Source organism: Kitasatospora sp. GAS204B (assembly GCF_029892155.1).
Lineage (GTDB): Bacteria > Actinomycetota > Actinomycetes > Streptomycetales > Streptomycetaceae > Kitasatospora.
Genome location: NZ_JARZAG010000003.1, coordinates 278,629 through 304,449, shown reverse-complemented (window position 1 = coordinate 304,449; position 25,821 = coordinate 278,629). Strand labels below are relative to the sequence as shown.

19 protein-coding genes are annotated in these 25,821 nt (G+C 74.4%); 13 read left to right on the top strand and 6 right to left on the bottom strand.

All coding sequences use genetic code 11. The annotated features are described in order from the left end of the window. Positions 1–55: 55 nt before the first annotated feature. A complete protein-coding gene (locus P3T41_RS06435) occupies positions 56–1,213 on the bottom strand; it encodes an acyl-CoA dehydrogenase family protein (RefSeq protein WP_280688524.1) in 1,158 nt (385 codons plus the stop codon). Positions 1,214–1,400: 187 nt separating this feature from the next. On the opposite strand from P3T41_RS06435, the gene P3T41_RS06430 reads away from it, so the two are divergent. Then, positions 1,401–2,750 (top strand): TetR/AcrR family transcriptional regulator, encoded by a 1,350-nt coding sequence (locus P3T41_RS06430; RefSeq protein ID WP_280688522.1) that lies wholly within the window; start codon positions 1,401–1,403, stop codon positions 2,748–2,750. Between the two features lie 7 nt (positions 2,751–2,757). Here P3T41_RS06430 and P3T41_RS06425 read toward each other — a convergent pair whose 3' ends face one another. Then, positions 2,758–3,075: a hypothetical protein gene (locus P3T41_RS06425; protein WP_280688521.1), complete on the bottom strand. Its 318-nt coding sequence runs from the start codon at positions 3,073–3,075 to the stop codon at positions 2,758–2,760. Between the two features lie 258 nt (positions 3,076–3,333). On the opposite strand from P3T41_RS06425, the gene P3T41_RS06420 reads away from it, so the two are divergent. From P3T41_RS06420 to P3T41_RS06400, 5 genes are all read left to right on the top strand, one after another. Next, positions 3,334–5,310, top strand: coding sequence for an ATP-binding protein (locus P3T41_RS06420; RefSeq protein ID WP_280688519.1), 1,977 nt, complete (start codon positions 3,334–3,336; stop codon positions 5,308–5,310). Beyond that, on the top strand, positions 5,307–7,721 hold the full coding sequence (locus tag P3T41_RS06415) for a hypothetical protein (protein ID WP_280688517.1): 2,415 nt from the start codon (positions 5,307–5,309) through the stop codon (positions 7,719–7,721). Before P3T41_RS06420 ends, P3T41_RS06415 begins: the two co-directional genes overlap by 4 nt. A gap of 183 nt (positions 7,722–7,904) precedes the next feature. After that, positions 7,905–9,824, top strand: a complete 1,920-nt coding sequence (locus tag P3T41_RS06410; RefSeq protein ID WP_280688515.1) for a threonine/serine exporter family protein — start codon at positions 7,905–7,907, stop codon at positions 9,822–9,824. 79 nt (positions 9,825–9,903) lie between these two features. Beyond that, positions 9,904–10,854 carry a hypothetical protein gene (locus P3T41_RS06405; RefSeq protein ID WP_280688513.1) on the top strand — a complete coding sequence of 317 codons (951 nt, stop codon included), beginning with the start codon at positions 9,904–9,906 and terminating at the stop codon, positions 10,852–10,854. A 142-nt stretch (positions 10,855–10,996) separates the two neighbouring features. Continuing rightward, positions 10,997–12,226 (top strand): C40 family peptidase, encoded by a 1,230-nt coding sequence (locus P3T41_RS06400; RefSeq protein WP_280688511.1) that lies wholly within the window; start codon positions 10,997–10,999, stop codon positions 12,224–12,226. Between the two features lie 55 nt (positions 12,227–12,281). Here the strand turns inward: P3T41_RS06400 and P3T41_RS06395 are convergent, their stop codons facing one another. Further along, positions 12,282–13,202: a LysR family transcriptional regulator gene (locus tag P3T41_RS06395; protein ID WP_280688509.1), complete on the bottom strand. Its 921-nt coding sequence runs from the start codon at positions 13,200–13,202 to the stop codon at positions 12,282–12,284. A 92-nt stretch (positions 13,203–13,294) separates the two neighbouring features. Here P3T41_RS06395 and P3T41_RS06390 point away from each other — a divergent pair, with 92 nt between their 5' ends. Both P3T41_RS06390 and P3T41_RS06385 read left to right on the top strand, forming a co-directional pair. Continuing rightward, on the top strand, positions 13,295–14,659 hold the full coding sequence (locus P3T41_RS06390) for an MFS transporter (RefSeq protein ID WP_280688508.1): 1,365 nt from the start codon (positions 13,295–13,297) through the stop codon (positions 14,657–14,659). 75 nt (positions 14,660–14,734) lie between these two features. Then, positions 14,735–16,027 carry a GNAT family N-acetyltransferase gene (locus P3T41_RS06385; protein WP_280688507.1) on the top strand — a complete coding sequence of 431 codons (1,293 nt, stop codon included), beginning with the start codon at positions 14,735–14,737 and terminating at the stop codon, positions 16,025–16,027. 44 nt (positions 16,028–16,071) lie between these two features. Here P3T41_RS06385 and P3T41_RS06380 read toward each other — a convergent pair whose 3' ends face one another. Then, a complete protein-coding gene (locus P3T41_RS06380) occupies positions 16,072–16,785 on the bottom strand; it encodes a TetR family transcriptional regulator (protein WP_280688696.1) in 714 nt (237 codons plus the stop codon). Between the two features lie 453 nt (positions 16,786–17,238). Between P3T41_RS06380 and P3T41_RS06375 the strand changes: the two genes are divergently transcribed. Beyond that, positions 17,239–17,772 carry a GNAT family N-acetyltransferase gene (locus tag P3T41_RS06375; RefSeq protein WP_280688505.1) on the top strand — a complete coding sequence of 178 codons (534 nt, stop codon included), beginning with the start codon at positions 17,239–17,241 and terminating at the stop codon, positions 17,770–17,772. Here P3T41_RS06375 and P3T41_RS06370 read toward each other — a convergent pair. Then, positions 17,673–19,037: an MFS transporter gene (locus tag P3T41_RS06370; RefSeq protein WP_280688503.1), complete on the bottom strand. Its 1,365-nt coding sequence runs from the start codon at positions 19,035–19,037 to the stop codon at positions 17,673–17,675. The genes P3T41_RS06375 and P3T41_RS06370 overlap by 100 nt on opposite strands. A 123-nt stretch (positions 19,038–19,160) precedes the next feature. Between P3T41_RS06370 and P3T41_RS06365 the strand changes: the two genes are divergently transcribed. Further along, on the top strand, positions 19,161–20,195 hold the full coding sequence (locus P3T41_RS06365) for a LysR family transcriptional regulator (RefSeq protein WP_280688502.1): 1,035 nt from the start codon (positions 19,161–19,163) through the stop codon (positions 20,193–20,195). Between the two features lie 100 nt (positions 20,196–20,295). On the opposite strand, the gene P3T41_RS06360 is transcribed toward P3T41_RS06365, so the two are convergent. Further along, positions 20,296–20,916: a YceI family protein gene (locus P3T41_RS06360; protein ID WP_280688499.1), complete on the bottom strand. Its 621-nt coding sequence runs from the start codon at positions 20,914–20,916 to the stop codon at positions 20,296–20,298. Between the two features lie 202 nt (positions 20,917–21,118). On the opposite strand from P3T41_RS06360, the gene P3T41_RS06355 reads away from it, so the two are divergent. The 3 genes from P3T41_RS06355 to P3T41_RS06345 all read left to right on the top strand — a co-directional run bounded on the left by P3T41_RS06355 (position 21,119) and on the right by P3T41_RS06345 (position 25,782). After that, positions 21,119–24,337, top strand: a complete 3,219-nt coding sequence (locus P3T41_RS06355; protein ID WP_280688497.1) for a DEAD/DEAH box helicase — start codon at positions 21,119–21,121, stop codon at positions 24,335–24,337. After that, complete coding sequence (locus P3T41_RS06350; protein ID WP_280688495.1) at positions 24,334–24,543, top strand: hypothetical protein; 210 nt, start codon at positions 24,334–24,336, stop codon at positions 24,541–24,543. Before P3T41_RS06355 ends, P3T41_RS06350 begins: the two co-directional genes overlap by 4 nt. Before the next feature lie 84 nt (positions 24,544–24,627). Then, the gene (locus tag P3T41_RS06345) at positions 24,628–25,782 is read left to right on the top strand and encodes a MerR family transcriptional regulator (RefSeq protein WP_280688494.1); all 1,155 of its coding nucleotides are present in this window, start codon (positions 24,628–24,630) and stop codon (positions 25,780–25,782) included. The last annotated feature ends 39 nt before the right edge of the window (positions 25,783–25,821 follow it).

Here is a 25,821-nt window from a genome sequence, read left to right as displayed (position 1 = left end):
GTGGAACGCGGCAGCCGGAGGCGGGCCGCCGGACGGCCCACCCCCGGCGCGGTGGTTACAGACCCAGCGACTTGGCGATGATCGTCTTCATGACCTCGCTGGTCCCGCCGTAGATCCGGAACACCCGGTTGTCGGTGTAGAGGCGGGCGATCGGGTACTCCAGGATGTAGCCGTAACCGCCGTGCAGCTGGAGGCACTTGTCGATCACGACCGAGGCCGCCTCGGTGCAGAACAGCTTGCCCTCGGCGGCGTCGGCCACCGTCAGCTCGCCGTTCTGGTAGAGCTCCATGGACTGGTCGACCATCGTCTGCATCGCGGTGACCTGCGACTTGCAGTCGGCCAGCACGAACTTGGTGTTCTGGAACTCGGCCACCGCCTGGCCGAAGACCTTGCGGTCCTTCACGTACTGCAGCGCGAAGTTGACCGCCGCCGCGGCGGCCGCGTAGGCGCCGACCGCGATCGCCAGGCGCTCCTGAACCAGGTTGTGGGTCAGGTAGCTGAACGCCTTGCCCTCCTCGCCGAGCAGGTCGGCGACCGGAACCTTGACGTCGACGAAGGACAGCTCGGCGGTGTCCGAGGTGCGCAGGCCGATCTTGTGCAGCTTGCGGCCGACCGAGTAGCCCTCGGAGGTGGTGTCCACGCAGAGGATGGACAGGCCCGCCCGGCGGTTGGCCGGGTCGTACGGGCTGGTCCGGGCGACCACCAGGACCAGGTCGGCCAGCGCGCCGCCGGTGATGAAGGTCTTGGCGCCGTTCAGGACGTAGTGGGTGCCGTCCTCGGAGAGCTTGGCGGTGGTGGTGATGCCCGCGAGGTCGGAGCCGGTGCCCGGCTCGGTCATCGCGATCGCGGTCATGATCTCGCCGGAGATGAAGCCGGGCAGCCAGCGCTGCTTCTGCTCCTCGTTGGCGTACTCCAGCAGGTAGGGCAGCACCAGGCCGGTGTGCACGCCGGAGGAGCCGAAGCTGACGCCCGCGCGGGCCACCTCCTCGGTGATCACCGCCTGGTACTTGAAGCCGGTCTCGCCCGCGCCGCCGAACTCCTCGGGCACCTCGATGCCGAAGACGCCGAGCTCGCCGAGCTTGTTGTAGAAGGAGCGCGGCGGGTGGCCCTCGGCCTCCCAGCTCTCGTAGACCGGGACGACCTCCTTGGCGATGAAGTCCCGGATGGTCGCCCGGAACGCCTCGTGGTCCTCGTTGTACACAGTGCGGCGCACGACGGCGCTCCCTTCGCACGGGTGGAGCAGGGTACTGATCGATCGCCAAGTTAATCGCCGGTAGCTTTTCTGTCCAGAGTCCGCGCGCAGTCGATCGCGGTGGTCAGGCGGGCTCCGGCAGTAGACCTGTGCGGCCTTTATGTGAATGATTGCTAGCCGGGTGGTACCCAGTGGCGGGAGGCGGCGGATGGCACCGGACGGCGGCCCGGGCGGGTCCGCGCGCCGGCCGCGCGGGCGGCGCACCCAGATCCTCGCGGTGGCCGCCGAGCAGTTCCACCAGCGGGGCTACCACCAGGTGGCGATGGCCGAGGTGGCGGCGGCGGTGGGGATCACCGCGCCCGCGCTCTACCGGCACTACCGGGGCAAGCCCGAGCTGCTGCGCCAGGCGGTGCGCGGCGGTCTGGACGAGCTGGCGGCGGCCGTCAACGGGGTGGCAGCGGGCCGTGCAGTGGCGGCGGGCGGTGCGCTGGCCGCGGGCGGCGCTCGGGTGGACGGGGTGGCCGCGTTGAGCGCGCTGGCCGCGGCGCTCGCGGTGGCCGCCGTGGACCAACGCGCGCTCGCCACCCTCTGGCAGCGCGACGCCCGACTGCTGCCGCCCACGCACCGCGCCGAACTGCGACGGGCGCTGCGCGCCAGCGTCCGCGCGGCGGGTCGGCTGCTGCTCGACGCCAGGCCCGAACTGTCCAGGCAACAGGCCGAGTCGCTGGTCTGGTCGGCACTCTCGGTGGCGGGCAGCCTGTCGTACCACACCTTCGCGCCGCCGCGCCGCCGGTTCGAGCGGCTGATGGGCGAGCTGCTGCTCGCGGTGTTCGTCGTACCGCTTCCTGGCGCATCGTCAATCATCGCTGGAGGAAGCATCGCTGGAGGCCGCGAGATCCTCCGCGAGAGCGCGCCGTCGGGCCGGCGCGAGGAGCTGCTGGCGGCGGCGGTCCGGCTGTTCGACGAGCGTGGTTTCGACAATGTCAGCACCGATCGGCTCGGCGCGGCGGTGGGGATCGCCGGGCCCAGCCTGTACAAGCACTTCCCGGCCAAGACCGACCTGCTGGCCGCCGCACTGGTCCGCTGCCGGGAGCGGCTCTGGCACGAGGTGGCGCCGGTGCTGGCGGCGGCGGGGGAGCCGGCCGAGTCGCTGGACCAGGGGTTGCGCGCCTATCTGACCTTCGCCGACCGGCACCGCCACTACCTGGGCGTCATGCTGAGCGAGACCGAGCGGCTGGCCGAGCCGGACCGCAAGGCGGCGCTGGACTTCCGCCGGGACTTCCTGCGGCTCTGGGTGGACCTGCTGCGCCGGGTCAGGCCCGAGGACGACAAGGCCGAGGCCCGGATCCGGGTGCACGCGATGTTCGCCCTGGTCAACGACGGTGTCCGGACGGGCGATCGGGCCCAGGACACGGAACTCGCCGCGCGGCTGCACCAGTTGGCGCACGCCGTGCTCGGCACCGGCCGCTGGGTGGCGCCGGGCGACGCGCGCCGCCGGATGCCGCAGGGGGCGGGTCCGGCGCCGGACCCGCCCCCTGCTCAGCGGTTCACCACCTGAGCGCCGGTCAGCCGGCGGCCGGCAGGTAGTGCACGGAGTGCAGGTAGTCGAGGTTGCCCTGCTCGGCGGCCACGTTGCCGGCGTTGCCGGCCACGGCGGTGGTGTTGTTCTGGTTGCTGCCGCCGGAGCCGGTGGCGGTCTGCTGGGTGCCGTTGCCGTTGCCGTGGATGCTGCCGACCACGTTGCCGGAGCCCCAGTTGCTGACCACGCTGCTGTTGGAGCCCTGGCTGGCGCCGGCGCCGTTGTCGGCCTGGGCGCTGCCGATGCCGAGCAGCAGGAAGGCGCCGAGCGCGGTGACGGCGGTGAGGGCACGGGTACGGGACACGATGGTCTCCTAGAAGTACTTTGGTAATGCTGCGAGTTGGCGCTCGCGGGGTGGCCGCCCCGCTGCGCCGGTTGCCTGACGTCGCCCGATCAGGATCACCCGCTGCTCCGGTCGGCGGCCAGTGATCCGGTGGCAATTCGCTCAATAGGGTTATAACAGCCGGGTATCGACCGAAAAAGGTTTGATCGGCGCATAAGGGGGTCCGCCCCCCGGGAAAGCGGTGGTCGCACGATTGTCGGACTGGCAGACTGGGGCACCATGTCTGAAGGTCAGGAGAACCTGCGCACCACCGAGGTCGACCTGGGCGGCCTGGTGAGCGTCCTCGCCACTCATCTCTACTCCACACCGCTGGTCGCGCTGCGCGAGCTGGTGCAGAACGCGCACGACTCGCACACCCGCCGCCGCCTGGAGGACCCGGCGGGCGCCGCCGCCCACCACCCGCGGATCGCGGTGCGCGCCGACGCCGCCACCAGGACGCTGGCGATCGAGGACACCGGCGCGGGCCTGACCGAACCCGAGATCCACGCCTACCTGGCCACCGTCGGCACCGGGTACACCCGGCTGTTGCGCGAGGTCACCGGCAACGAGGAACTGATCGGCGCGTTCGGCCTCGGCTTCCTCTCCGCCTTCTCGGTGGCCGAGGAGGTCACCGTCACCACCACCTCGCACCGCGAGCCGACGCTCGGCCACCGCTACCGCAGTCGCGGCGGCGAGCAGTACAGCGTCGAGCCGGTGGCCGCCCGGCCGCGGCCCGGCAGCGTGGTGGAGCTGACCCTCAAGCCCGAGCACGCCCACCTGGCCGACGAGGCGGCGCTGCGCGAGGTGCTCGGCCGCTACTGCGTGCTGCTGACCGTCCCGGTGTACGTCGGCGACGACGAGCGGCCGGTCAACGACATCGCGGTGCCCTGGCGCGCGGTGATCCCGCAGGCCAGGCAGCACGCGATGCGGATGGAGTTCGCCGCCGCCTTCGGACGACGCTTCGAGCCGCTGACGGCGTTCGCCGTCGAGCCGGTCGACGGCACCACCGATGCCGTCGGCCTGCTCTGGGTGCAGGACGGCGGCAGCTACGGCAGCAGCGACAACCGCGACCTCGCCGTCTACCTGCGCGGCATGCTGCTCGCCGACGACGCCCGCGACCTGCTGCCCAGCTGGGCCGGGTTCATCGGCGGCGTGGTCGAGTCCAACCGGCTGACCCCCACCGCCAGCCGCGAGGACCTGCAGCGCGACGAGCACTACCGGGCCCTCCAGCAGGCGCTCACCGATGCGATCGTCAACGGCCTCTACGAGACCGCCCGGCTGCAGCCGGCCGCCTGGCGGCGGATCCTCGCCCGGCACGGCCAGGACCTGCTCGGCGCCGCGCTCTGCGACGAGCGGCTCTTCACCCTGCTCGCCGACGACGTCCCGGTGCCCACCTCGCAGGGCGACCTGACGGCCGGTGCGCTGCGGGCGGCCGGCGGCGGCGTGGTGCACGTGGCGCTCGGCTCCGGCGGCGGGTTCGAGGAGATGCTCTACCGCGCCATGCGGGTGCCGATCGCGCGCGGCGACCGGTACGCCGTGCTGCCGTTCCTGCGCCGCTACGCGCAGCTGCGCGACTGCCGGATCGTCGAACTCGGCAGCGAGGACGGCAACCGCGAGCTGTTCCGCGACCCAGAAAGCCCGTTGCCCGCCGAGGAGTTGGGCTGGCTGACCGCCGCGCTGGCGGACGAGGGCGAGCAACTGGTGCCGGCCCGGTTCGAGCCGCCCGGGCTGCCGCTGGTGCTGGTGCCGGACCGCGAGGCCGAGTTGAAGGCGCGGATCGAGGACGACCAGGCGGACGCCCGGATCCCGTCGGCCGCGCTGCGGCTGGCCCGGGCGTTCACCGCCAGGACCGACGGCGGGGTCAGGGCCCGGCTCTACCTCAACACCGCCTCGCCCGCCGTCCAGGACCTGTTGCGGGCCTACCGGGCCGGGCACACCGGCAGCGCCACGGCGGCCGGGCTGCTCCGCTCGCTCAAGGTGATCATGGCGGCGGCCGGTGCGTCCGGCTCGGGTGGCGGCGACCTCGGGGCCGCGCTCACCGGGGTCGGCACCGCGGTGGCCGCGCTGACCGCGCCACCGGTCGACGGCCTGTCAGTGGGGTTCGACAGACTCTTCGACGACGGTCCGCACGGCGACGATCAACGCAGTGACGATCAACGCGGTGACGATCAACGCGGTGACGATCAACGGCGCGAGCAGGGGGAGGGCACCCGATGAGCACGGACATCTGGGGCTGGGTCCACGACACCCACGGCCAACTGGTCGAGGCCGGGCAACACCGGCTGGCCACGGCGCTGGTGGAGATCGCCGGGCACGCCGTCGACGGGCGCAACGAGCAGCTGGACGCCATGTACCCGGAGGCGCTCGCCTCGGCCCGTGCGCTCGGCCTGCCCTGGGTCGAGGTCTTCCTGCGGCACTGGCGGTTGCAGAACCTGCTGAACAAGCGCCACCAGGGCGAGCAGGCGATGACCGAGGCGGTCTCGCTGCTGGAGTTCGCGCACCGCGAGGAGACCGCCGGCTGCCCGCAGGCGGTCTGCGCGGTGCAGGACTTCACCATCTGCCACGCCAACATCGACGGCCCCGGCTACGTCCCCGAGCGGCTCGCCGTGCTGGAGGAGGCGCTGGAGCGGGTCGAGCCGGCCCGCGCCTGCTTCGACTGCCTGTCGCGCGAGTACGCCGACACTCTGGAGGACGACGGCCGGGCCGAGGCCGCCCTGGCCCACCTGGACCGCGCGCAGCTGCGGATCCAGGCGGCGGGCGAGAGCGTCTCGCTCTCCTTCGGCCAGGCTCGCGCCGCCGCGCTGTACAAGCTCGGCCGGTACCAGGAGTCACTGGCCGCGCTCGCCGCCGCCGAGCAGGCCTACACCGCCGCCCGGCACACCCTGGACGAGGACGACCGCCGCAAACTCGGCGTGATCCGGGCCCGCGCGCTGGCCGCGCTCGGCCGCTTCGACGAGGCGCTGGCGCAGCTCCCGCCGGTCGAGGAGGCCGAGGGCTTCGCCGACATCCGGCACCGCTGGACGGAGGCGGTCGAGCGCCTGGTGTCCGCCGACCGGTTCCCGAACGACGCCCGGCTCGGCGTCCGGCTGGCCCACTGGGTCTCCTACCTGGACGCCGCCGGTTCGCACCGCCCCTGCCTGGACCTGGCGCTGATGGCGGGACGGCTGGCGGCGAGGCGCGGGGCGCGCTCGGTCGCGCTCGCGTTGGTGGCAACCGGGGAGCGCAAGCTGTCCCTGCTGCGCCGTACCGAGAGCGCGGCCGCCGCGCTCGCCGAGCTGCGGGCGGCGGCCGAGGCGCTGCCGGTGCCCGAGCTGCCGGTCGCGCCGCTGGAGCTGCCGCGGCTGCTCGGCGAGCGGGCCGACGGGGCGGGCGAGGTCGACCCGGAGGCGGACCTGGACCTGCTGGCCGCCGGCTGGGCCGGGCTCGGGGGCGGCGCGTCGGCATGGGGGTCCCCCCAGCCGGAGGCCGGGGGAGGATCGTCGGCCGCCACCGACCTGCTGCTCGCCCTGGCCGGCCTGCTCGCCTCGCTCGGCCACGAGCAGGCCTCCGCCGAGCTGCTCTGGGCCCGGCTGGAGCGCGACCCCGGTCACCAGGATCTGATCGGCATGCTGAGCTCGGTGCTGATCGAGGCCCGTGACGGGGAGGGGCTGCGGCGGCTGGCCGACCGGGTGGCCGGCGCGAGCCCGGGCGACGCGCACTGGATCCGGGCCCGCTGGGCGGTGGCCGAGAGCCGCTGGGCGGATGCGGTGGAGAGCTGCCGGACGCTGCTCGCGCTGGAGCCGGACCGGATCAACCCGCGCCGGCTGGCCGCCGCCGCGGCCACCGAACTGGGCGAGCACGGCACCGCCCAGCGGCTCTACCAGGAGCTGCTGGCGCACGCCCTGCCGGTCGAGGGCACCGCGCCCGAGGAGCTGTACCGCACCGTCCAGCCCGCCGACCTCTGGCACCTGATCACCGCCGCCACCGCCAACCGCGACTGGGCCGCGGTCCGCGAGACCGGCGCGCGGCTGGGCATCGAGTTCGACGAGGCCGACGGCCCGGTGGACGAGGAGTGGCAGGTCGTCACCATCCGGGCCCGGCGCAGCAACGGGGCGGCCACCGACCTGCCCGCGCTGCGCACCGGTCCGGCCACCGCGCGGATCCTGCCGGTGCTCGGCGAGGACGTCCAGCTCAACCACCACGACGTGGTGGTCTTCGCCCCCGCCCTGCTGGAGCCGGCCCCGGCCCAGGACGCCGAGGAGGCCGAGCGGGCCCGCTGGCGGCCGACCTTCGAACTGCTGACGCTGCTCGATCCGGCCGGGTACACCAGCTACTTCCTGGACGGCGCCTGGCCCGGGCCGCAGGCCTGGGCCGAGCTGCGCACCGCGCTGCACGAGGCGGGCTACGGGATCTGGGCGTACAGCGGCGAGCAGTACCTGATCACCGACCCGGCCGACGAGGCCGCCGAACTGCCGGGCATCTACGCCGCCCTCGGGGTGCCGCCGACCGCCGGTGCCGCCCAGGCCGACGCCCTGCTGACCGAGCTGACCGCCGGTTGGGCACACCCGGTCTGCTGGCTCGACCTGGCCAAGGCCGCCGGTGCCGACCTGGCGCACCACGAGGGGGTCATCGAGCGCTACGGGCTCTGACGCCAGGGTGCTGTGGTCGGGGCGGTGTCGCCTGGCCACCTGTTCGTCGTATCGTCTGCTTTTCGGAACCTTCCCGACCTTCCTGGACGACTTGTACATATGCGTCCCGACTCGGCATCGGGCAAGGTGGAGGCGAAGATCACGGACGGTGGCACGGCCACCCCGGGGCGGTGAGGAGCGGCAGTGCCTAAGCGGGGCCGACCGGGCGGCGGCAGGAGCGCTCGCGGCGGGAAGAGCGGGGACCGGGAGCAGGGTGGGAACGGTCGGCCCGCAGCCGACGCCGTCCCGCCGGTGCCGCCCGTCCCGCCGGCCGAGGCGCCGCCGACCGAGGGGCTGCTCGGCAACCCCGCCCCGCCGGCCGACCAGGTGCAGCTGATCCCGCTCGCGCCGCTGCCACTGGAGACCGAGGGGCTGCTCGGACCGGCCACCGAGCCCGAACCGGAGCGCGAGCCCGAACCGGAGCCCGCGGCGGGCGAGTCCGCCGAGGCCGAGTCCGTCGAGTCCGTCGAGTCCGAGCCGGTCGAGCCCCCCGTCCGCGACGAGTTCGCCGCCTTCGTCGAGTTCGGCGGCGGCTCCGAGGACACGCTGCCGCCCGAGGTCTGGCGCGCCGTCGGCTACAACCCTCCCAGCGGCCCGATCCCGCTGCTGAACCCGGGCGCGCCCGGCGATGCGCCGTGGCCGGACCGGATGCGCACGCTGCTGCGCACCCCGATGTCCGAGCGCCCCGCCTACGAGCGCACCAAGCGTGAGGTCAAGGCCGAGGCCACCGCCCGCCACGTGCCGCGGATCCTCGACCTGACCCTGCGGATCGGCGAGCTGCTGCTGGCCAGCGGCGAGAGCGCCGAGGACGTCGAGGCCGCGATGCTCGGCGTCACCCACGCCTACGCGCTGGACCGCTGCGAGCCGCAGGTGACCTTCACCCTGATCTCCATCTCCTACCAGCCCTCGCTGGTCGAGGCCCCGGTCACCGCCGCCCGGGTGGTGCGCCGCCGCACCTCCGACTACACCCGGCTGGCCGCCGTCTACCGGCTGGTCGCGGACATCACCGCCGAGAAGGTCACGGTCAACGACGCCTACCGCCGGCTCGCCCTGATCCGCCGCAACCGGCACCCGTACCCGGCCTGGCTGCTGTCGGTCACCGCGGGCCTGCTGGCCGGCGCGGCCACCTTCCTGGTCGGCGGTCAGGTGGACGCCAAGGCCTGGCTGGTCTTCATCAACGCCGTGGTGGCCGCGATCATCGGCGACCGGCTGGCCTCCTGGGTGGCGGGGCGCGGCCTGCCCGAGTTCTACCAGTTCGTGCTGGCCGCGATGCCGGCCGCGTTCTGCGGCATCCTGCTCTCGCTCAGCAGCGCGGGCCTGCGCGGCTCGGTGGTGATCACCGGTGGCCTGTTCGCGCTGCTGCCCGGGCGGGCGCTGGTCGCCGCCGTGCAGGATGGCCTGACCGGCTTCTACATCACTGCCGCCGCCCGGCTGCTCGAAGTGGTCTACCTGGTGGCGGGCATCGTGATAGGCGTGATGCTGATCCTCTACGCGGGGGTCAGCTACGACGCCCAGCTGCGGCCCGCCGAGTCGCTCAGCGGCATCTACAACCCGCCGGTGCAGCTGATCGCCGCGATGCTGCTCACCCTGTTCTTCGCGATGCTGCTGCAGACCAGCCGGCGCACCCTGGCGATGGTCACCTTCAACAGCGGCATCGGCTGGGCCGTCTACGGGGTGCTCGCCCACAACGCCGGGATCTCGCAGATCGTCGCCACCGGGATAGCCGCCGGACTGGTCGGCCTCTTCGGCCAGCTGATGGCCCGTTACCGCTACGCCTCGGCGCTGCCGTACGTCACCGCGGCGCTCGGCCCGCTGATGCCGGGCTCCGCGCTCTACCTCGGCATGCTCTCCTTCGCCCAGGGCCATCCCTCCGCCGGACTGGTCTTCGTCAGCCGGGCGGCCGCCATCGCGATGGCGCTGGCGATCGGGGTGAACCTCGGGGGCGAGGTGGCCAGGCTCTTCATGAAGGTGCCGGGCATCGGGACGCTGGCCGGCGCCGACGGCCGCCTGGTGCCGTACCTGACCGGCCCGCGACGCGCGGCGAAACGTACCCGCGGCTTCTGACCGGACGTTAGAGGCACGTCGGCACCATCAGCACCGACAGCACCGACAGCAGCGACGAAGTTCCGAGGACGTACCGCTCATGCAGATCGCCGGACTGGTGGAGGGCTACCGCGAGCACATCATCGCCGCTCACAAGCAGCCGCTCTTCCTGCTGCTGGTCGGCTTCATCAGCTCGTTCGTCCTCATCCGCTTCAGCGTGCGGATGATCCGGGCCCGGGTCCGCTGGTGGCCGGGCAACATCACCCCCGGCGGGCTGCACATCCACCACATGGTCTTCGGGGTGGGGTGCCTGCTGGTGGCCGGCATCGGGGTCTTCGCCGCCAACGGCGGGCACCCGTGGATCGACTGGTTCGGGCTGCTCTTCGGGATCGGTTGCGGGCTGGTGCTGGACGAGTTCGCGCTGATCCTGCACCTGGAGGACGTCTACTGGAGCGAGCAGGGGCGCAAGTCGGTGGACGCGGTGATCCTCGGCATCCTGCTGACCGCGCTGCTGCTGACCGGGTACGTGCCGCTGGGGGTGGTTCCGGGGCAGAGCGACGCGGGCGGTTCCGGGCGGTGGGGGCTGGTCGCGGTGATCTCGGTCAACGCGCTGGCGTCGGTGGTCGCGCTGCTCAAGGGCAAGCTGTGGACCGGACTGCTCGGCATCATGGTGCCCGGCCTGTCCTGGATCGGCGCGGTCCGCCTGGCCCGCCCGTCCAGCCCGTGGGCCCGCTGGCGGTACGCCGAGCGGCCGCGCCGCCGGGCCCGGGCGCTGCGCCGCGAACGGCGGCTGCACGCCAGGGCCGACCGGGCCCGCACCTGGGTGTTCGACCTGATCGCCGGCGCCCCCGACAAGGTCCCCGCGCACCACACGGCCACCCACCGGATGGCGGAGGCGATGGCCGCCCGGGCCACCGCGCACCTGGACGCGACCCGCGCGGCCCGCGGCGAGCAGGCCCCCGAGCGCGGCGCCGACCAGCGCCGGCGCACCGTGCAGGCGGGGCGGGCACGCTCGTACCGCACCCGGGGCCCGCGGCGGCGCAGCCCCTGATCCGACGTCAGACGGACCACGATCACCCGCATGGGGCGCGGGTTGCGGGCCGGTCCCTCCGGCCGGGTCTGCGAACATCGCGTCGAGTGACCGAATTGTCACGTGATGGGATATTTCGTTGATCGTCGGACGGTGAGGTCTCATGGTGCCGCGCAGACTGTTGACCGCCGTACTGCTCACCCTGACCGCGCTCGCCGGGCTGCTCGCCGCCCCGGCGCCCAGCCTCGCCGACGATCCGCCCCACCCCTCGACCGACACGATCGCCGGCGCCCGGGCCGAGGCCGATCGGCGGGCCGCCGCCGTCAGCGCGATCGAGGCCCGGCTGACCGGTGCGCGGAACGAGCTGGAGCAGGCCGGCCGGGTCGCCGAGCAGGCCGTCGAGGCCTACGACGGCGCCCAGGTGAAGCTCACCAAGGCCCGCGCCGCGGCCACTGACGCCAGCAACCGCGCGGCCGCCGCCGAAGCGGCCCGGGCCGCCGCCGCCGAGGACGCGGCCGGCCTGGCCGCCGCCTCCTACCGGCTGGGCACCAGCCCCGAACTCGCGGCGCTCAACGACCTGCTGAACGCGCAGGGCCCGCACGAGGCCACCGAGCAGGCCGCCGCCGTCGGCGCGGCGGGCCGCAGCACCCGGCAGATCCTGGACGCCGCCACCGCCACCGCCAAGGCCGCCACCGAGGCCGTGGGCGCCGCGCGCGCCGCCACCGACCAGGCCCAGCGCGCGGCGACGGCCGTCGACCAGGCCAGGAAGCGGGCGCAGTCCCGGCTCGCGGTCCAGCAGGGGCAGGTCACCGAGCTGGGCAAGCGCCGCGAACGCCTGCTCGCCGAGCTGGCCGCCGCCCGCGACACCACGGTGGACCTCGAGCGCCAACGCCAGAGCGCGGTCGAGGCGATCGCCGCCCAACAGGCCGAGGCGGCCGCCAAGGCCGCGGCCCAGGCTGCCGCTGAGGCCGCGGCTCGGCCGTCGGTGGCACCGGCGCCACCGGTGGACGGCTCCGCGCCCTGGTCCCAGGCCGGCGCCCAGGCGGCACTCGACTTCGCCCGCGGCAAGCTCGGCCTGCCCTACATCTGGGGCGGCGAGGGCCCGGACGGCTACGACTGCTCCGGGCTGACCATGCTCGCCTGGCGCCAGGGCGGCAAGCAGCTGACCCACTTCGCCGCCGACCAGTACGCCGAGTCCACCCCCGTGACCTACGACCAGCTGCGCCCCGGCGATCTGGTCTTCTGGACCCAGACCGGCCGCGCCGCCGACATCCACCACGTCGCCCTCTACATCGGCGACGACCAGATCATCGAGGCCCCCCGCACCGGCACGGCGATCAAGCAGGCCAGCCTCTGGATCATGGGCACCCCCGACTTCTACGCCCGCCCCTGACGCGGCGGGCGGCAGCCGGCAGCCGGGGACGACGTCTGCGGGCCGGCCGGACCGATCACCCCACCGCCGCCCGCTGCCCCACCGCCGGCAGTGGATCGGCGCGGCGGGCCAGCTCCAGCAGGGCGTGCAGCGGGCGTTCGGCCAAGCCGAGTCGCGGGTGCCAGTGCGCCGTGATGCTGACCGGGCGGACGGGCTCGGCGAGCCGCAGTTCGACCAGTTCGCCCGAGGCCAGCTCGCGGGCGACCGACTGGTGCGGCAGCAGGGCGAGGCCGTGGCCGTGCCCGGCCAGTCGCAGCAGGGCGGAGAGCGAGCCGGTGATCGTCGAGAGCTGGGCGTTCGCCAGCAGGTCCCGTCCCAAGCGGTCGACCAGCATCTGCGAGGTGCAGGCCGGCTCGGCGACCAGGAAGTCGTAGGGGAGCAGCTGTTCCGGCGTCAGCGACTGCGCGCGGGCCAGCGGGTGGTGCGGCGCGGCCACCAGCAGCGTGCGATCGTGCCCGACCACGGCATGCGGGCCCGGCGTCACCGCACCGCTGTCGTACCGGAAGATCAGATCCAATTCGCCGTCCCGGAAGGCCTGTTCGATCCGGGCCCGGCTGCTGACGGTCAGCTCGACATCGGCCCCCGATCCCGCGCCGCCGGCGCCGTACTCCAACGCCGCCAGCACCTCGGGCAGCCAGGCGTGCGCCAGCGACTCCTGCGAGCCGATCCGCAGTCTGGGCCGGCTGCCGAGCGCGGCCCGGTGCATCCGCTGTTCCAGCTCCAACGCCTCCCGGGCGTGCGGCAGCAGGCGCGCGCCGGCCTCGGTGAGGCTGGCGCCGGCGCCGCCGCGCAGCAGGACATCGGTGCCCAACTCCGCCTCCAGGCGCTTGAGTTGGGCGCTGACGCTGGACTGGGCGTAACCCAGCTGCTGGGCGGCGGCGGAGATTCCGCCCAGTTCGGCGACGGCGACGAAGGCGCGTAGGTAGCGTGTGTCCACCGGACCAGCTTGCCACCCCCATCGGGATTCCCGATGGGGGTATCGGGGTTACGCCGTGGCCCGGCACCGGGCTGCGGGGCGAGGCTGCTGCCATGACCACCGACACCCTGGCACCCCCGACTGACGCCCTCTCACCAGCCCGTTCCCGCCTGGCCTTCACCGGGATCGCGGTCGGCAACCTGCTCGTGCTGCTCGACACCTCCGTCCTCAACGTCGCGGTGCCGGACATCCAGCGCTCGCTGCACGCCTCCGCCGCCGCGCTGCCCTGGGCGGTCGACGCCTACACCGTCGTCTTCGCCGGACTGCTGCTGGCGGCGGGCGTCTTCGCCGACCGGTGGGGCGCCCGCCGGGTCTACGCGGGCGCCCTCGGCGCCTTCGCCGTGCTGTCGCTGCTCTGCGCCGGCGCGCCCGCCGTCGGCGGGCTGATCGCGGGCCGGGCCCTGCTCGGTGTGGCCGGCGCCGGCCTGGTGCCCGCCTCGCTCGCACTGCTGATCGCGCTCAACCCGGACCCGGCCCGCCGCACCCGGGCGATCGGCGCCTGGGCCGCGGTGAGCGGGATCGGCGCCGCGATCGGGCCGGTGCTGGGCGGCGGCCTGGTCGAACTGGGCGGCTGGCGGCTGGTCTTCCTGGTCAACCCGCCGATCGCGCTGCTCGCCCTGCTGCTCGCGGGCCGGCTGCCGGCCCCGCCGGTGCGGGCCGTCCGTGCGCTGGACCGGGCCGGTCTGCTGCTCTCCACCACCGCGCTCGGCGCGCTGACCTTCGGCCTGGTCGAGGCGGGCATCAAGGGCTGGACCGCGCCGCTCGCGCTGGTCCCGATCGGCGCCGCGCTGCTCGCCTTCGTGGCGCTGGTGCTGGTGGAGCGTCGGGTCGCGGCCCCGCTGCTGCCGCCGGCGCTGCTCGCGCTGCCGCGGGTGCGGGCCGCGCTGGTGGCCGCCGCGGTCTCCTGCTTCGCGTTCTACGGCGGGATGTACCTGATCGACGTCTGGCTGCAGCACCAGGACGGGCTCGCGCCGTTCGACGCGGGACTGGCCTCGCTGCCGCTGACCGTCCCGGTCTGCGTGATGCCGTTCTTCACCGGGCGGCTGATGGCCCGGCACGGTGCCCGTCCGGTGCTGCTGGCCGGGATGACCGCCACCGTCCTGGGCGGTGTGCTGCTGGCCTGCTGCGGCGGGAGCCGGGTGCCGATGCCGCTGCTGGTGGTGGCCGAACTCGCGCTCGCGCTGGCCGGCACCCTGTCCATCCCCGGCGCCGCCGCCGAGATGGCGGTCGCCGCACCGGCCGAGCTGGCCGCCACCGGGCAGGGCGCGCTGAACGGGATCCGGCAGGGTGGCTCGGCGCTCGGCGTCGCGGTGCTCGGCACCCTGGGCGGCCTGCCCGGGGCGGGGGTGGTGCTGATCGTCATCGGGCTGGTCGCGGTCGCGCTGGTGGCCGGGGCCACGGCCAAGGGCCGGAACTGACGTCCGGTGCAGGCGGTGGCCGAGGGCGCGGAAAATCGGGTGCCTGGATGCGATCCCTCGTCCTACCGTGGCCTGATGAGCACCGACGAAGCAGCCGCAGGCCGTCCGGCGACCACCGAGGAGATCGAGATCCGGTCGCTGCCCGTGGAGGAGGTGGCGGTCTGGGGCGCCGCGGTCAACACGGGCTTCCTGCGGGCCGGTCTGCCCGCCGGGGAGGAGCACCGCCGGCTGCGGTACCAGCCGGGCCGGATGCTCGGAGCGTTCGACCGCGGTCACTGCGTCGGCACCTTCCGCAGCATGCCGTTCGAACTGACGCTTCCCGGGGGTGCGTTGCTCCCCGTCTCGGCGATCACCGGCGTCACGGTCAGCCAGACCCACAAGCGCCGCGGCCTGCTGAGCCGGATGATGGGGCGCGACCTCGCGGGCGCCCGCGAGCGCGGTGAGGCGGTCGCCATCCTGATCGCCGCCGAGTACGCCATCTACGGGCGGTTCGGGTTCGGCCCGGCGACCCGGCACCACGGCTGGCGGGTCGACCTGCGCCGCTCGCGCGGTATCCGCACCGACCTGCCGGCCTCCTTCGGCGCGACGGGCGGGCGGCTCGACCTGGTGGACATGGCCGAGCTGGCCAAGGTCGGCCCGGAGCTGCACGAGCGCTGGCGCCGTGACCGGCCGGGCGCGATATCCCGGGACGAGGCCTACTGGCGCGAGGCCACCGGCCAGGCCGAGGTGCCGGGGCACCCCTGGAAGGAGCCCTTCGCGGTGGTCCACCGGGACGCCGCCGGCACCGTCACCGGCCTGGCGATCTACCAGGTCGAGGACCACTGGGACGGCCCGTATCCCGACTGCACGCTGAAGGTCCGGGACTTCCTGGCGCTGGACCGGGCGACCGAGGTCGGCCTGTGGCGCTACCTCTTCTCGGTGGACTGGGTCAGCAAGCTGGAGGCGCCCAACCTGGGCCCCGACAGCCCGCTGCCGCTCCTGCTGGTCGACCCGCGCGGCGCCGTGCCGCACGAGGAGAACGCCGACTTCATGTGGCTGCGGGTGCTGGACGTGCCGGCGGCCTTCGCGGCCCGCCGCTACGCCGGCGCCGGGCGGGTGCTCCTGGAGGTGAGCGATGCCGCCGGATACGCCGCAGGGCGCTGGGCGCTGACGGCGGACGCCGACGGGGTCGGCCGGGTCGCCGAGAGCGCCGACGAACCGGACCTCGCGCTGAGCGCCGCGGCGCTCGGCTCGCTCTACCTGGGCGCCGAGTCGGCGAGCCGGCTGGTGGCGGGCGGGTTGGTCGAGGAGTTGCGCCCCGGCGCCGCCTTCGAGCTCGACCGGCTGCTCGGCACCCCGCTCACGGCGTGGAACCCGGACTCGTTCTGACCGAGGCTCAGGAGTGCTGTGCCGCCGCTCAGCCGCTCAGCCGCTCAGCCGCGCCGTCCGCGCTTGCCGGTCGGCTCGGTGGCCTTCCTGCTCCTGGTCGAACCGCCGGTCGTGGTCCTGCCGATGGTGGGCAGCACGAAGTCCCGCACCAGGTCGACCGCGTCGCGCACCAGCGGGCGGAAGATCCGGTAGCGGGAGAGGGCGACGATCTTCGCCACGAGCGGCGAGCAGCGCCGCACGAAGGCCCGGGTCCGCTCGGTGTCCTCGGTGCGGTCGAAGACCCAGTACAGGACCACGACCATCAGGTGCAGCCAGAGCAGGTCGGGCAGCAGTTCGTCCAGCTCCGGGTCGATCTTCGGACCGAGGTCCGAGCCGTCCAGGACCTCGCGGAAGAGCTGGACGGCCGTCTCGCGGGCCGGGTGGGACTCGTTCGAGAACGGGCTGAGCGCGCTGTCCGGGTCGGCCGCCGTGCGGAAGAACTGGGCGGCGAACTCGTGGTACTGCGCCGCGCAGTCCACCCAGGACTCCAGGGCGATCTGCAGCCGCTGCGCGAAGTCCGTCGTCCCGACCAGCCGGGCTCGGGTGTCCTGGGCGTGCTCGCGCGTCATCCGGTCGTAGAAGCCCTGGATGAGGAACTCTTTGCCCTCGTAGTAGTAGTACGCGTTGCCGACCGAGACGCCCGCCTCGGCGGCGATCGCCCGCATGGTGGTCTTGTCGTAGCCGCGCTCCTGGAAGAGGCGCATCGCGGTCTCCAGGATGAGCGCGCGGGTCTGCTCGCTCTTGGCGGTTCTGGGGGCCTGGGGCTTCGTGCTGTCCGGCGCGGGCCGCGAGGAGGGAGCCGGCGCCGGTGCGGCGCTCTCGGGCGGCGGCAGCCGGCTCGGGTCGGCGGGGTCGGCGGGGATCCTCGGGTCGTCCACGAGGTCTGAGCCTAGCTCGGTGCGGCCGGTGGTCGGCCGGGCCGAGGGCGGCGGGTGCAGCTTCGGGTTCAGCGGCGGGTTCAGGCGCGCCGTGCGTCGCCGGTGTCGGGACCGGGGCGGTGCGAGGGGGACGAAGGGGTGCCCACCGCCTGGACGGTGACCCCGCTGTCGGCCACGGATGCCATGCGGACCACTCCATCTTCGAAGGCGCTCGACGCTGCTGTCGCGGAGACTGTAGCCGCTGTTTTGAACGCGTTCAAGCTCGGCTGGGTGAAGGGGTGGCAGGATCGGGGCGTGAGCGATACCGCAGAGTTCTCGATCCGTCCCGGCGGCCCCGCCGACGCGTCCGCCGTGGCCGACCTGCACGCCGCCAGCTGGCGCACCGCGTACGCCGGGATCGTCCCGGCCACGGTGCTCGGCGACGGCCTGGTCGAGCAGCGGCGTGAGCTGTGGGCGATCCGGTTGACGGTCGACTACGGCGAGCCGGCCGCGACTCCCGTTCTGCTGCTCGCCGAGCGGGCCGACGGCGAACTGCTCGGATTCTGCTACCTGGTGCCGCAGCCCGACGAGCGGGTGCTGGTGGACAACCTGCATGTCCGCCCCGGGCTCACCGGCGCCGGCATCGGTGCGGCGCTGCTGGCCGCCGCGCGCGACTGGACGGCCCGCGTGCACGCCGGTGCGCCGCTCTACCTGGAGGTGCTGCGCGACAACCACCGGGCCGTCGCCTTCTACGAGCGGGCCGGCGGGGTGCGGACCCGCACCGGCGCGGCGGTCTTCCCCGGCGCCGGCGAGCTGCCCGAGTACGAGTACACCTGGGCGCGGCCGTAGCGCCTGCGGGGTGCGCCGCCGCTCGGTCGGTCGTGGTCACGTGGCTCGTCCGGTACGGGTGCCGCTGTGCGGTCGGTCGGCCGCAGGCGGCGGCTGCCGGCCAGTGCGATCAGCAGGGCCAGCAGCGCCGCCCCGGCGGGCAGCAGGTAGCCGCCGCCGGCCCGCAGTCGCTGCGCGAGCAGCCCGCCGAGCGCCGAGCCGGCCGAGCTGCCGGTGACGATCCCGGCGACGGCGAACGCCATGCCCTCGTTCAACGCGTTTGCGGGCACCGTCCGTTGCAGCAGCGCCAGGCCGCTGACCATGGTGGGCGCGGTCCCGGTGCCGGTCACGAAGAGGGCCACGGCCAGCGTGCCCAGGCCACCGCCGAGGCCGGTGACCGAGAGCGGCAGCAGGAGCAGGGCGGCCATCGCGGCGAGGCTGACGAGCAGGCGCCGGACGGGACAGGACCGCTGCGGCAGCAGCCCGAAGAGCAGACCCGAGACGCCGGAGCCGGCCGCCAGCAGGGCCAGTAGCAGACCGGTCGCGGACTGCCTGCCCTGGGCGCCGGCCCAGGCCAGGGTGGTGATCTCCAGCGAGCCGAAGACCACGCCGGTGCTCAGGAAGACCACCACCAGCACGATCGCGCCCCGGGCCCGCAGCGGCGATCGCGGTCCGCTGCCCGGCGGCGGTGCGACTGGCGGCTCGGTGCGGCGCTGGGCGGCGAAGAGCAGCGCGCCGGTGGTGGCGAGCGCGCTGACCGCGAGCAGGCCGGCCTCCGGGAAGAGCGTGGTGCAGAGCAGCATCCCGAGCACCGGGCCGCCCAGGTAGCAGAGTTCGTCCAGCGCCTGCTCCAGCGAGTTGGCGCGGTGCAGCAGGGCCGGGTCGGCGCCGTGCAGGTGGGCCCAGCGAGCACGGGACATGCCGCCGAGATTGGGCGCCACCGAGGCTGCGGTGGCGGCTGCGCACAGGGCCCAGGCCGGTGCGCCGCCGTGCAGCAGGAACGGCAGCGCGGTGCGCGGTACGGCGGACCACAGGGCCGCCGGGATCGAGACCCGGCGCTGCCCGTAGCGGTCGACCAGCCGACCGAGCAGCGGCATGCTGAGCGCCACGCCGACCATGCCGGCGGCCGAGACCGCGCCGGCCAGTGCGTAGGAGTGGCGGCGGTCGACGACCGCGGTCAGCAGGCTGACGCCGAGCATCGAGAAGGAGAGCCGGCCGATCAGGCCGTAGCAGGTGAAGGCGAGCGCGCCGGGCACGGCGAACAGGCGGCGGTAGGGGGCGAACACGGGACTCCAGGGGAGGGGTGGCGGGGATGGCCTCAGCCTGTCCGCCGTGCCCCGGCACGGTCCAACACCTGTTCGGGGCGATTGACGCAGCTGTGTTGTCAATCGCTTGCTACTCTCGCCCGCATGCCCGTCGACCTGCACCCCCGCCTGCTGCGCGGCTTCCTGGCGACCGCCGAGACCCTGCACTTCGGGCAGGCGGCGGCGCGGTTGCACCTGGCCCAGCAGGCGCTCAGCCGGGACATCAGGACGCTGGAGCGCCTGCTCGGGCGCGAGTTGTTCAGCCGCACCACGCGCAGCGTCGCGCTCACCGAGGCGGGGGAGCGGCTGCTGCCGCAGGCCCGGCGGCTGCTCGCACTGCAGGCGGAGATCCTGGCGCCGCCGCCGCGCCGGGTGGTGCTGGTCGACCTCAACAGCGCGGTCACCGGGGAGGATCTGACGGCGGATCGGATCCTGGCCGCCGCTCGCGCCGCTGACCCGCAGGCCACCCTGCTGGCCCGCTATCACGGCGGACTGGCCGCCGGCGCGCGGGAGTTGCTGGCCGGGCGGCTGGACGTCTCGTTCGGCTGGTTCAGCGGGCTGCCGCCACAGTCACGCGAGCGGCTGGCGCAGCGTCCGGTCCGGCTGGAGCGGGTGGCGCTGCTGCTGCCGCAGGACCATCCGCTGGCTGCCCGGAGCGCGATCCGCACGGCCGAGCTGGTGGGCCACCCGGTGGACATCTGCGCCGGGAATCCGGCCACCACCGAGTGGACCGAGTTCGGTGAACACCTGCTGGCCGCCCACGGGTTGACGGCCGCCGGCGTCGGGTCCTACCCGGTCGGCGCGGCCGAGACCGCGCGCTATCTGGCGCGGCACGGGCACCCGATGCTCACCACCGTCGGCGGGCCCGACCTGCCCGGGGTGGTCACCCGCCCACTGGTCGACCCGGTGCCGCTGACCCTGGTCAGCCTGGTGTACCGGCCCGAAGGGCGCGCCGGCGCCGCGGCGCCCGATCGGCGGACGGCGACGCCCGACCCCGAGGTCGCGCTGATCGCTTCCTGCGCCGCCGAGTTGGGCGAACGGGAAGCGTGGCTGGCCCGGCCGCCGGCCAGTTGGCTCAGCGCCCCGGACGAGGCGCTGCTGGCCGCGTCCGACCAGCGGCCGGCGGCCGCCCGCCGCTGAGCGGAGGCAGTGGGCCATCCTGCCGCACGTGGCGGCGTTGGAGGCCCGGCGGGCGGGCGCGCCGGCGGCGTCACGGGCCGGGCGGGCGTGGCAGCCGGGCTCAGGCCCGGACGGCGGAGACGTCGAAGCTGAGCTTGACCTTCTCGCCGATCAGCACGCCGCCGGTCTCCAGCGCCGCGTTGTAGCTCAGGCCGAAGTCGGTGCGGTCGACGGTGGTCGAGCCCTCGAAGCCGAGCCGCTGGATGCCGTACGGGTCGACGGCGCTGCCGGTGAACTCCAGGTCGAGGACCACCGGGCGGGTGGTGCCCTTGATGGTGAGGTCGCCGTGCAGGCGGTAGGTCTCGGCGTCGAGCTGGGCGGCGGCGGTGCTGCGGAAGGTGATCTCCGGGTGGGTCTCGACCGCGAAGAAGTCGCCGGTGCGCAGGTGGCCGTCGCGCTGCTCGTTGCCGGTGTCGACGCTGGCCACCTGGATCACCAGCTCGACGGTGGAGGCGGCCGGGTCGCTGCCGTCCAGGTGGAGCTTGCCGTGGTAGTCGGTGAACTCGCCGCGCACGTTGGTGACCATGGCGTGCCGCACCGTGAAGCCGATCCGGCTGTGCGTGGTGTCGATCGTGTAGTCGCCGGTGAGGTGGGCGAGGTCGGTGCTGGTGGTCGCGGCCGGGGCGTCCAGCACGGTGGTGGCGGTCGCGGTGGCGGTGGTCTTGCGGCTGAACAGGCCCATGGCTCCTCCTCGGGTTCGAAGCCTTTTGTTGAGGCTTCAACTTGTTGGCTCCACCATAGGGCTTTTTCGTTCAACCTTCAACCAAGCTGGCCGAATGTGTTGTCACAGGTCGTGGCTAGGCTGCGAAGAGCGACCGGGCTGACCGGGCGACGGTGACCGGGCGACGGTGACCGGCGAGCGCGGGAGGAGGTGTCCGGGAGCGGTGTTCGCGGTGCACGCGCTGTGGCACGGGCCGGGCGGCGGGCGGTTGGCGCTGTGGGCGGAGGACGCGCGGGCGCTCGACGCGGCGCGCGGTCCGGTGCCGTACCCGGGCGGTGGGGCGATGGCTCGCCCGCACCCCTTTGCCTGCCCCGCCGCGCTGCTCGCGGACCTGCTCGGCGGCATCGGCCCCGGCCTCGGGTGGCTGGCCGGCCAGGCGGCCGAGCGGTGGACCACGCTGACCCTGCCCTCGCTGAGCGGGGTGCCCACTGCCTCGCCCGAGCTGCTCGGCGGCCGGGCCGCGCCGAGCGGGGTGTCGCTGCACGCCTGGCGGGTGCCCGCGCTGGTCTTCGAGCCGGCCGAGGCCGCCCAGCTGCTGGGCGAGCTGTTCGACCCGCGCTGGGCACTGACCAGCGCGGAACTCGACGGCCCGGGGCGGGTCGACGTCGCCTACGGGTCCTCGCTGCGCTGGCTCACCGCCGTGCACGACCTGGCCTGGCGCCTGGTCGGTGGCGGCCAGGTGCTGCCCGCGCTGGTCGAGCTGGACGGTGCGCCGTACGCCCGCTGGCAGCCGGTGCTGGGCACCGCCGACCGCCGCGAGGCGACCGCCCTCGCCGAGGGTTGCCCGCCGGTGGCCCGGGCCGGTCGGCCGGGCACGGTGCTGCTCGCCGAGGTGCTGGAGGCGCTGACCGACCGTGAGGTCCGGGCCACCCTGGCTGACCACCCGGGTGTGGTGCGGCTGCCACGCGGCGTCGGGGCGGCGGGCGAGCCCGACGGGCAGGCCGCCGAGCGCTGGTTCGCCGGGCTCGGGGCGGGCGACGGGCTGCTGGCGGTGGAACCGGGCGAGCCACGGGCGGCGCTCGACCGGCTGGCCGATCGACTGGCCGCCTGGCACGCCTCGGGCGGCCCCGAGCAGCCGGCGGTCCGGCTCTGCTTCCGGCTGGTCGAGCCGCTCGGGCCGGATCCCGCCGACCCCGAGGGAGGCACCTCCGACGACCACTGGCGGCTGGAATTCCTGCTGCAGGCCGTCGACGAGCCCTCGCTGCTGGTCACCGCCGGCGAACTGTGGGCCGGCGGTGCGGCGGTGGCCGCCTTCGAGCGCAAGGTCGAGGACCCGCAGGGCGCCTATCTGGCCGAGCTGGACCGGGCCGTGCGATGCCGGACCGAGCTGCGCCAGGCGCTGCGCGCGGGCCGGCCGAGCGGCCTGACGCTGGACCGGGACACCGCGCTGGACTTCCTGCGCGAGGCGGCCCCGGCCCTGACCTCGGCCGGTTTCGGCGTCCTGCTCCCGAGCTGGTGGCAGCGCAGGCCACGGCTGGGGATGGCGCTCACGGTGCGGGGCGCCGCTCCTGGCGCGGCCGCCGGACGGACGGCGGGCACGCCGCCGCCGGACGGGCATGCCTGGCTCAACCGGGACGCCGTGGTCGCCTTCCAGTGGCGGCTGGCACTGGAAGGCGAGCCGCTCACCGCCGAGGAGTTGGCCGATCTGGCGGCGGCCAAGCGCGGGCTGGTGCGGGTGCGCGGGCAGTGGATCGAGATGAATGTCCGTCAGATTGCCGACGCCGTCGACTTCTTGACCCGGCAGGGGGTCGGCGAGAGCCGGCCCGGGCGGTTGCTCCAGCTGATCCTGGACCCGGGCGCGCTGGTCGCCGGACTGCCGATCGGCGCCGTCACGGCCACGGGGGTGTTCGGTGCGCTGCTCGGCGAACGGGTGGCGGACGAGCGGGCGGCGGCCGGGCATCCCGCGGTCGCGTTGCCGGCCGGTTTCGGCGCCACGCTGCGCCCGTACCAGGAGCGCGGGGTGGCCTGGCTGCGCTCGCTCGGGCGGCTCGGGCTGGGCGCGGTGCTGGCCGACGACATGGGCCTGGGCAAGACCGTGCAGGCCCTGGCGCTGCTGGCGGCCGAGCGGGGCGAGCTGGCCGACTCCGCGCTGCCGGGCCCGACGCTGCTGGTCTGCCCCACCTCGCTCATCGCCAACTGGCGCCGCGAGGCGGCCAGGTTCGCGCCGATGCTGCGGGTCCACGTGCAGCACGGCCCCGACCGTCCCACCGGGGACGAGCTGCGGGCCGCCGTGGCCGGCGCCGACCTGGTGATCACCACCTACGGACTGGTCCAGCGCGACGGCCCCGAGCTGCGCGGGATCGCCTGGCACCGGGTGATCGCCGACGAGGCGCAGAACATCAAGAACAGCGCCACCGCCCAGTCCCGGGCGCTGCGTTCACTCCCCGCCGAGCACCGGATCGCGCTCACCGGCACGCCGGTGGAGAACCGCCTCACCGAGCTGCACGCGATCCTGGACTTCGCCAACCCTGGCCTGCTCGGCTCGGCGGCGGCCTTCAAGGAGCGCTACGCGATCCCCGTCGAGCAGCACGCCAACACCGAGCGGACCGCCGAACTGCTGCGCCGGACCAGCCCGTTCATCCTGCGGCGGCGCAAGGACGATCCGGCGGTGGCGGTCGCGCTGCCGCCGAAGCAGGAGATGACCGTCTGGTGCACGCTGACCGCCGAGCAGGCCGGCCTCTACCAGGCGGTGGTCGCCGACCTGCTGCACCGGCTGCGCGGGATCAAGGGGGTGCAGCGCAAGGGTGCGGTGCTCGGCGCGCTCGGCAAGCTCAAGCAGGTCTGCAACCATCCGGCCCAACTGCTGCACGACGGCTCGGCGGTGGCCGGCCGCTCGGGCAAACTCGCCCGGCTGGAGGAGGTGTTGGCCGAGGCTCTCGCCGAGGGCGACCGCACCCTGGTCTTCACCCAGTACGCCGAGTTCGGCACGCTGCTCCACCGCCACCTGGCCGAGCGCCTCGACACCGAGGTGCTCTACCTGCACGGCCGGCTGAGTGCCCGGCGGCGCGACGAGCTGGTTCAGCGGTTCCAGGAACCGGGCGGCGGCGACGGACCGGGGGTCTTCCTGCTCTCGCTCAAGGCCGGCGGCACCGGGCTCAACCTCACCGCCGCGAGCCAGGTGGTCCACCTGGACCGGTGGTGGAACCCGGCGGTCGAGCAGCAGGCCACCGACCGGGCCCACCGGATCGGCCAGCACCGCACCGTCCAGGTGCGCCGCTTCGTCTGCGCCGGCACGGTCGAGGAGCGGATCGCCGGGATGATCGAGGCCAAGCGCGCGCTGGCCGAGGCGGCGGTCGGCGAGGGCGAGCGGTGGCTCACCGACCTGTCCGACGGTGAGCTGCGCGAGCTGCTCACCCTCACCGAGGAGGCGATCGCCGAATGAACGACGACAGCACGGGTGCCGCGAGGCCACTGGACGACTACTGGGTCGGCGACTTCACGCTTCGCCAGGACGAGCTCCCCCCGACCCCCCGTCCGGGCCGGGCGGGGCCGCTGCCGGTCGAGCGGCTGGCGGCACCCGACATCACCGTGCGCGGCCGTGGCCTCGGCACGCTGCTGGCCCCCGTCTACCGCGCGCTGACCTCGTGAGGCCGATGAGCCACGACCACGACCACGACCACGCTTGACCCTCGACCTGGTCGAGCCCTCAGAGTCCTCGTCATGGAGAGCGTGATGCGCAGTATCGGGCAGCTGGCCCGGGAGAGCGGACTGACCGTCAGCGCGCTGCGGTTCTACGACGGCGCCGGGGTGTTCGGCCCCGCCCGGGTCGACCCGCAGACCGGCTACCGCTGGTACGCGCCGGCCCAGCTCGCCGACGCCCGGCTGCTCTGCCGGCTGCGCCGAGTGGGACTGCCGCTGGCCGAGATCCGGCTGCTGCTGGCCGCGCCGGCCGACTCCGACTCCGCCCACCAGGTGCTCGACACGCACCTGCGGCGGCTGGAGGACGGTCTGGCGGACGCGCGTCGCGAGCTCTCCCACGTCCGTACGCTGATCGACCGACGGGAGCACACCATGACGACGATCGACCCCTCCGCATCCGCCGACCCCCTGGGCGGTGCCCGGCTCACCGTGGCGGCAGCCGACCTGGTCGCGGCGCTGGCGGCCGTGCGCTTCGCGGTGAGCGCCGAGCCCGCGGCGCCGATGCTCGGCGGCATCCTCTTCGACCTGGACGGCGAGCTGCTGCGGCTGGTGGCCACCGACCGCTACCGGTTGGCGGTCGGCGCGGCCCCAGCCCGCGCGGCGGCCCCGACCGAGTTCAACGTTCTGCTGCCGGCCGCGCTCGCCGACGAGTTCGGCACCATGGCGGCGGAAGCCGACGCGGCGGGCGCCGGCGAGCTGACCCTCACGGTCGAGGGAGCCTCGGTGGCGGCCGAGGCCGGCGGGCGCCGGGTGGCCGGCGACCGGCTGGACCTGGACTTCCCCGACTACCGCAGCCTGATCCGCCTGCGGCCCACCCACCGGGTCGAGTTGCCCACCGCCACGCTGCGCCGCGCCGTTGCGGACGGCGCCACCCGCCCGTACACCCCGGCCACCCCCGACCGGTCCGCCGACCAGAACGAGGTCCCGGTCACCGTCCTCGCCGTCAGCCGCAGCGGCGAACTGCGCGTGGTCGAGAGCGAGCCGGGCACCGCACTGGAGGACACCGAAGCGGCCGATGGCGACCTGCGGGTGGCGGTGAACCAGGAGTTCCTGCTGGAAGCGCTCGCGGCCGGCGCACCGGACCAGCTGGTCCTCGAACTCGGCGGCACGATCGGCCCGTTGGCGATCCGTTCAGCCGACCAGGCGGCCGGGAACTTCTCGGTGCTGATGCCCATCCGGCTGACCTAGGACCTGTCGTCAAACCCCCTTCTGCTCGGCGACGCCAGA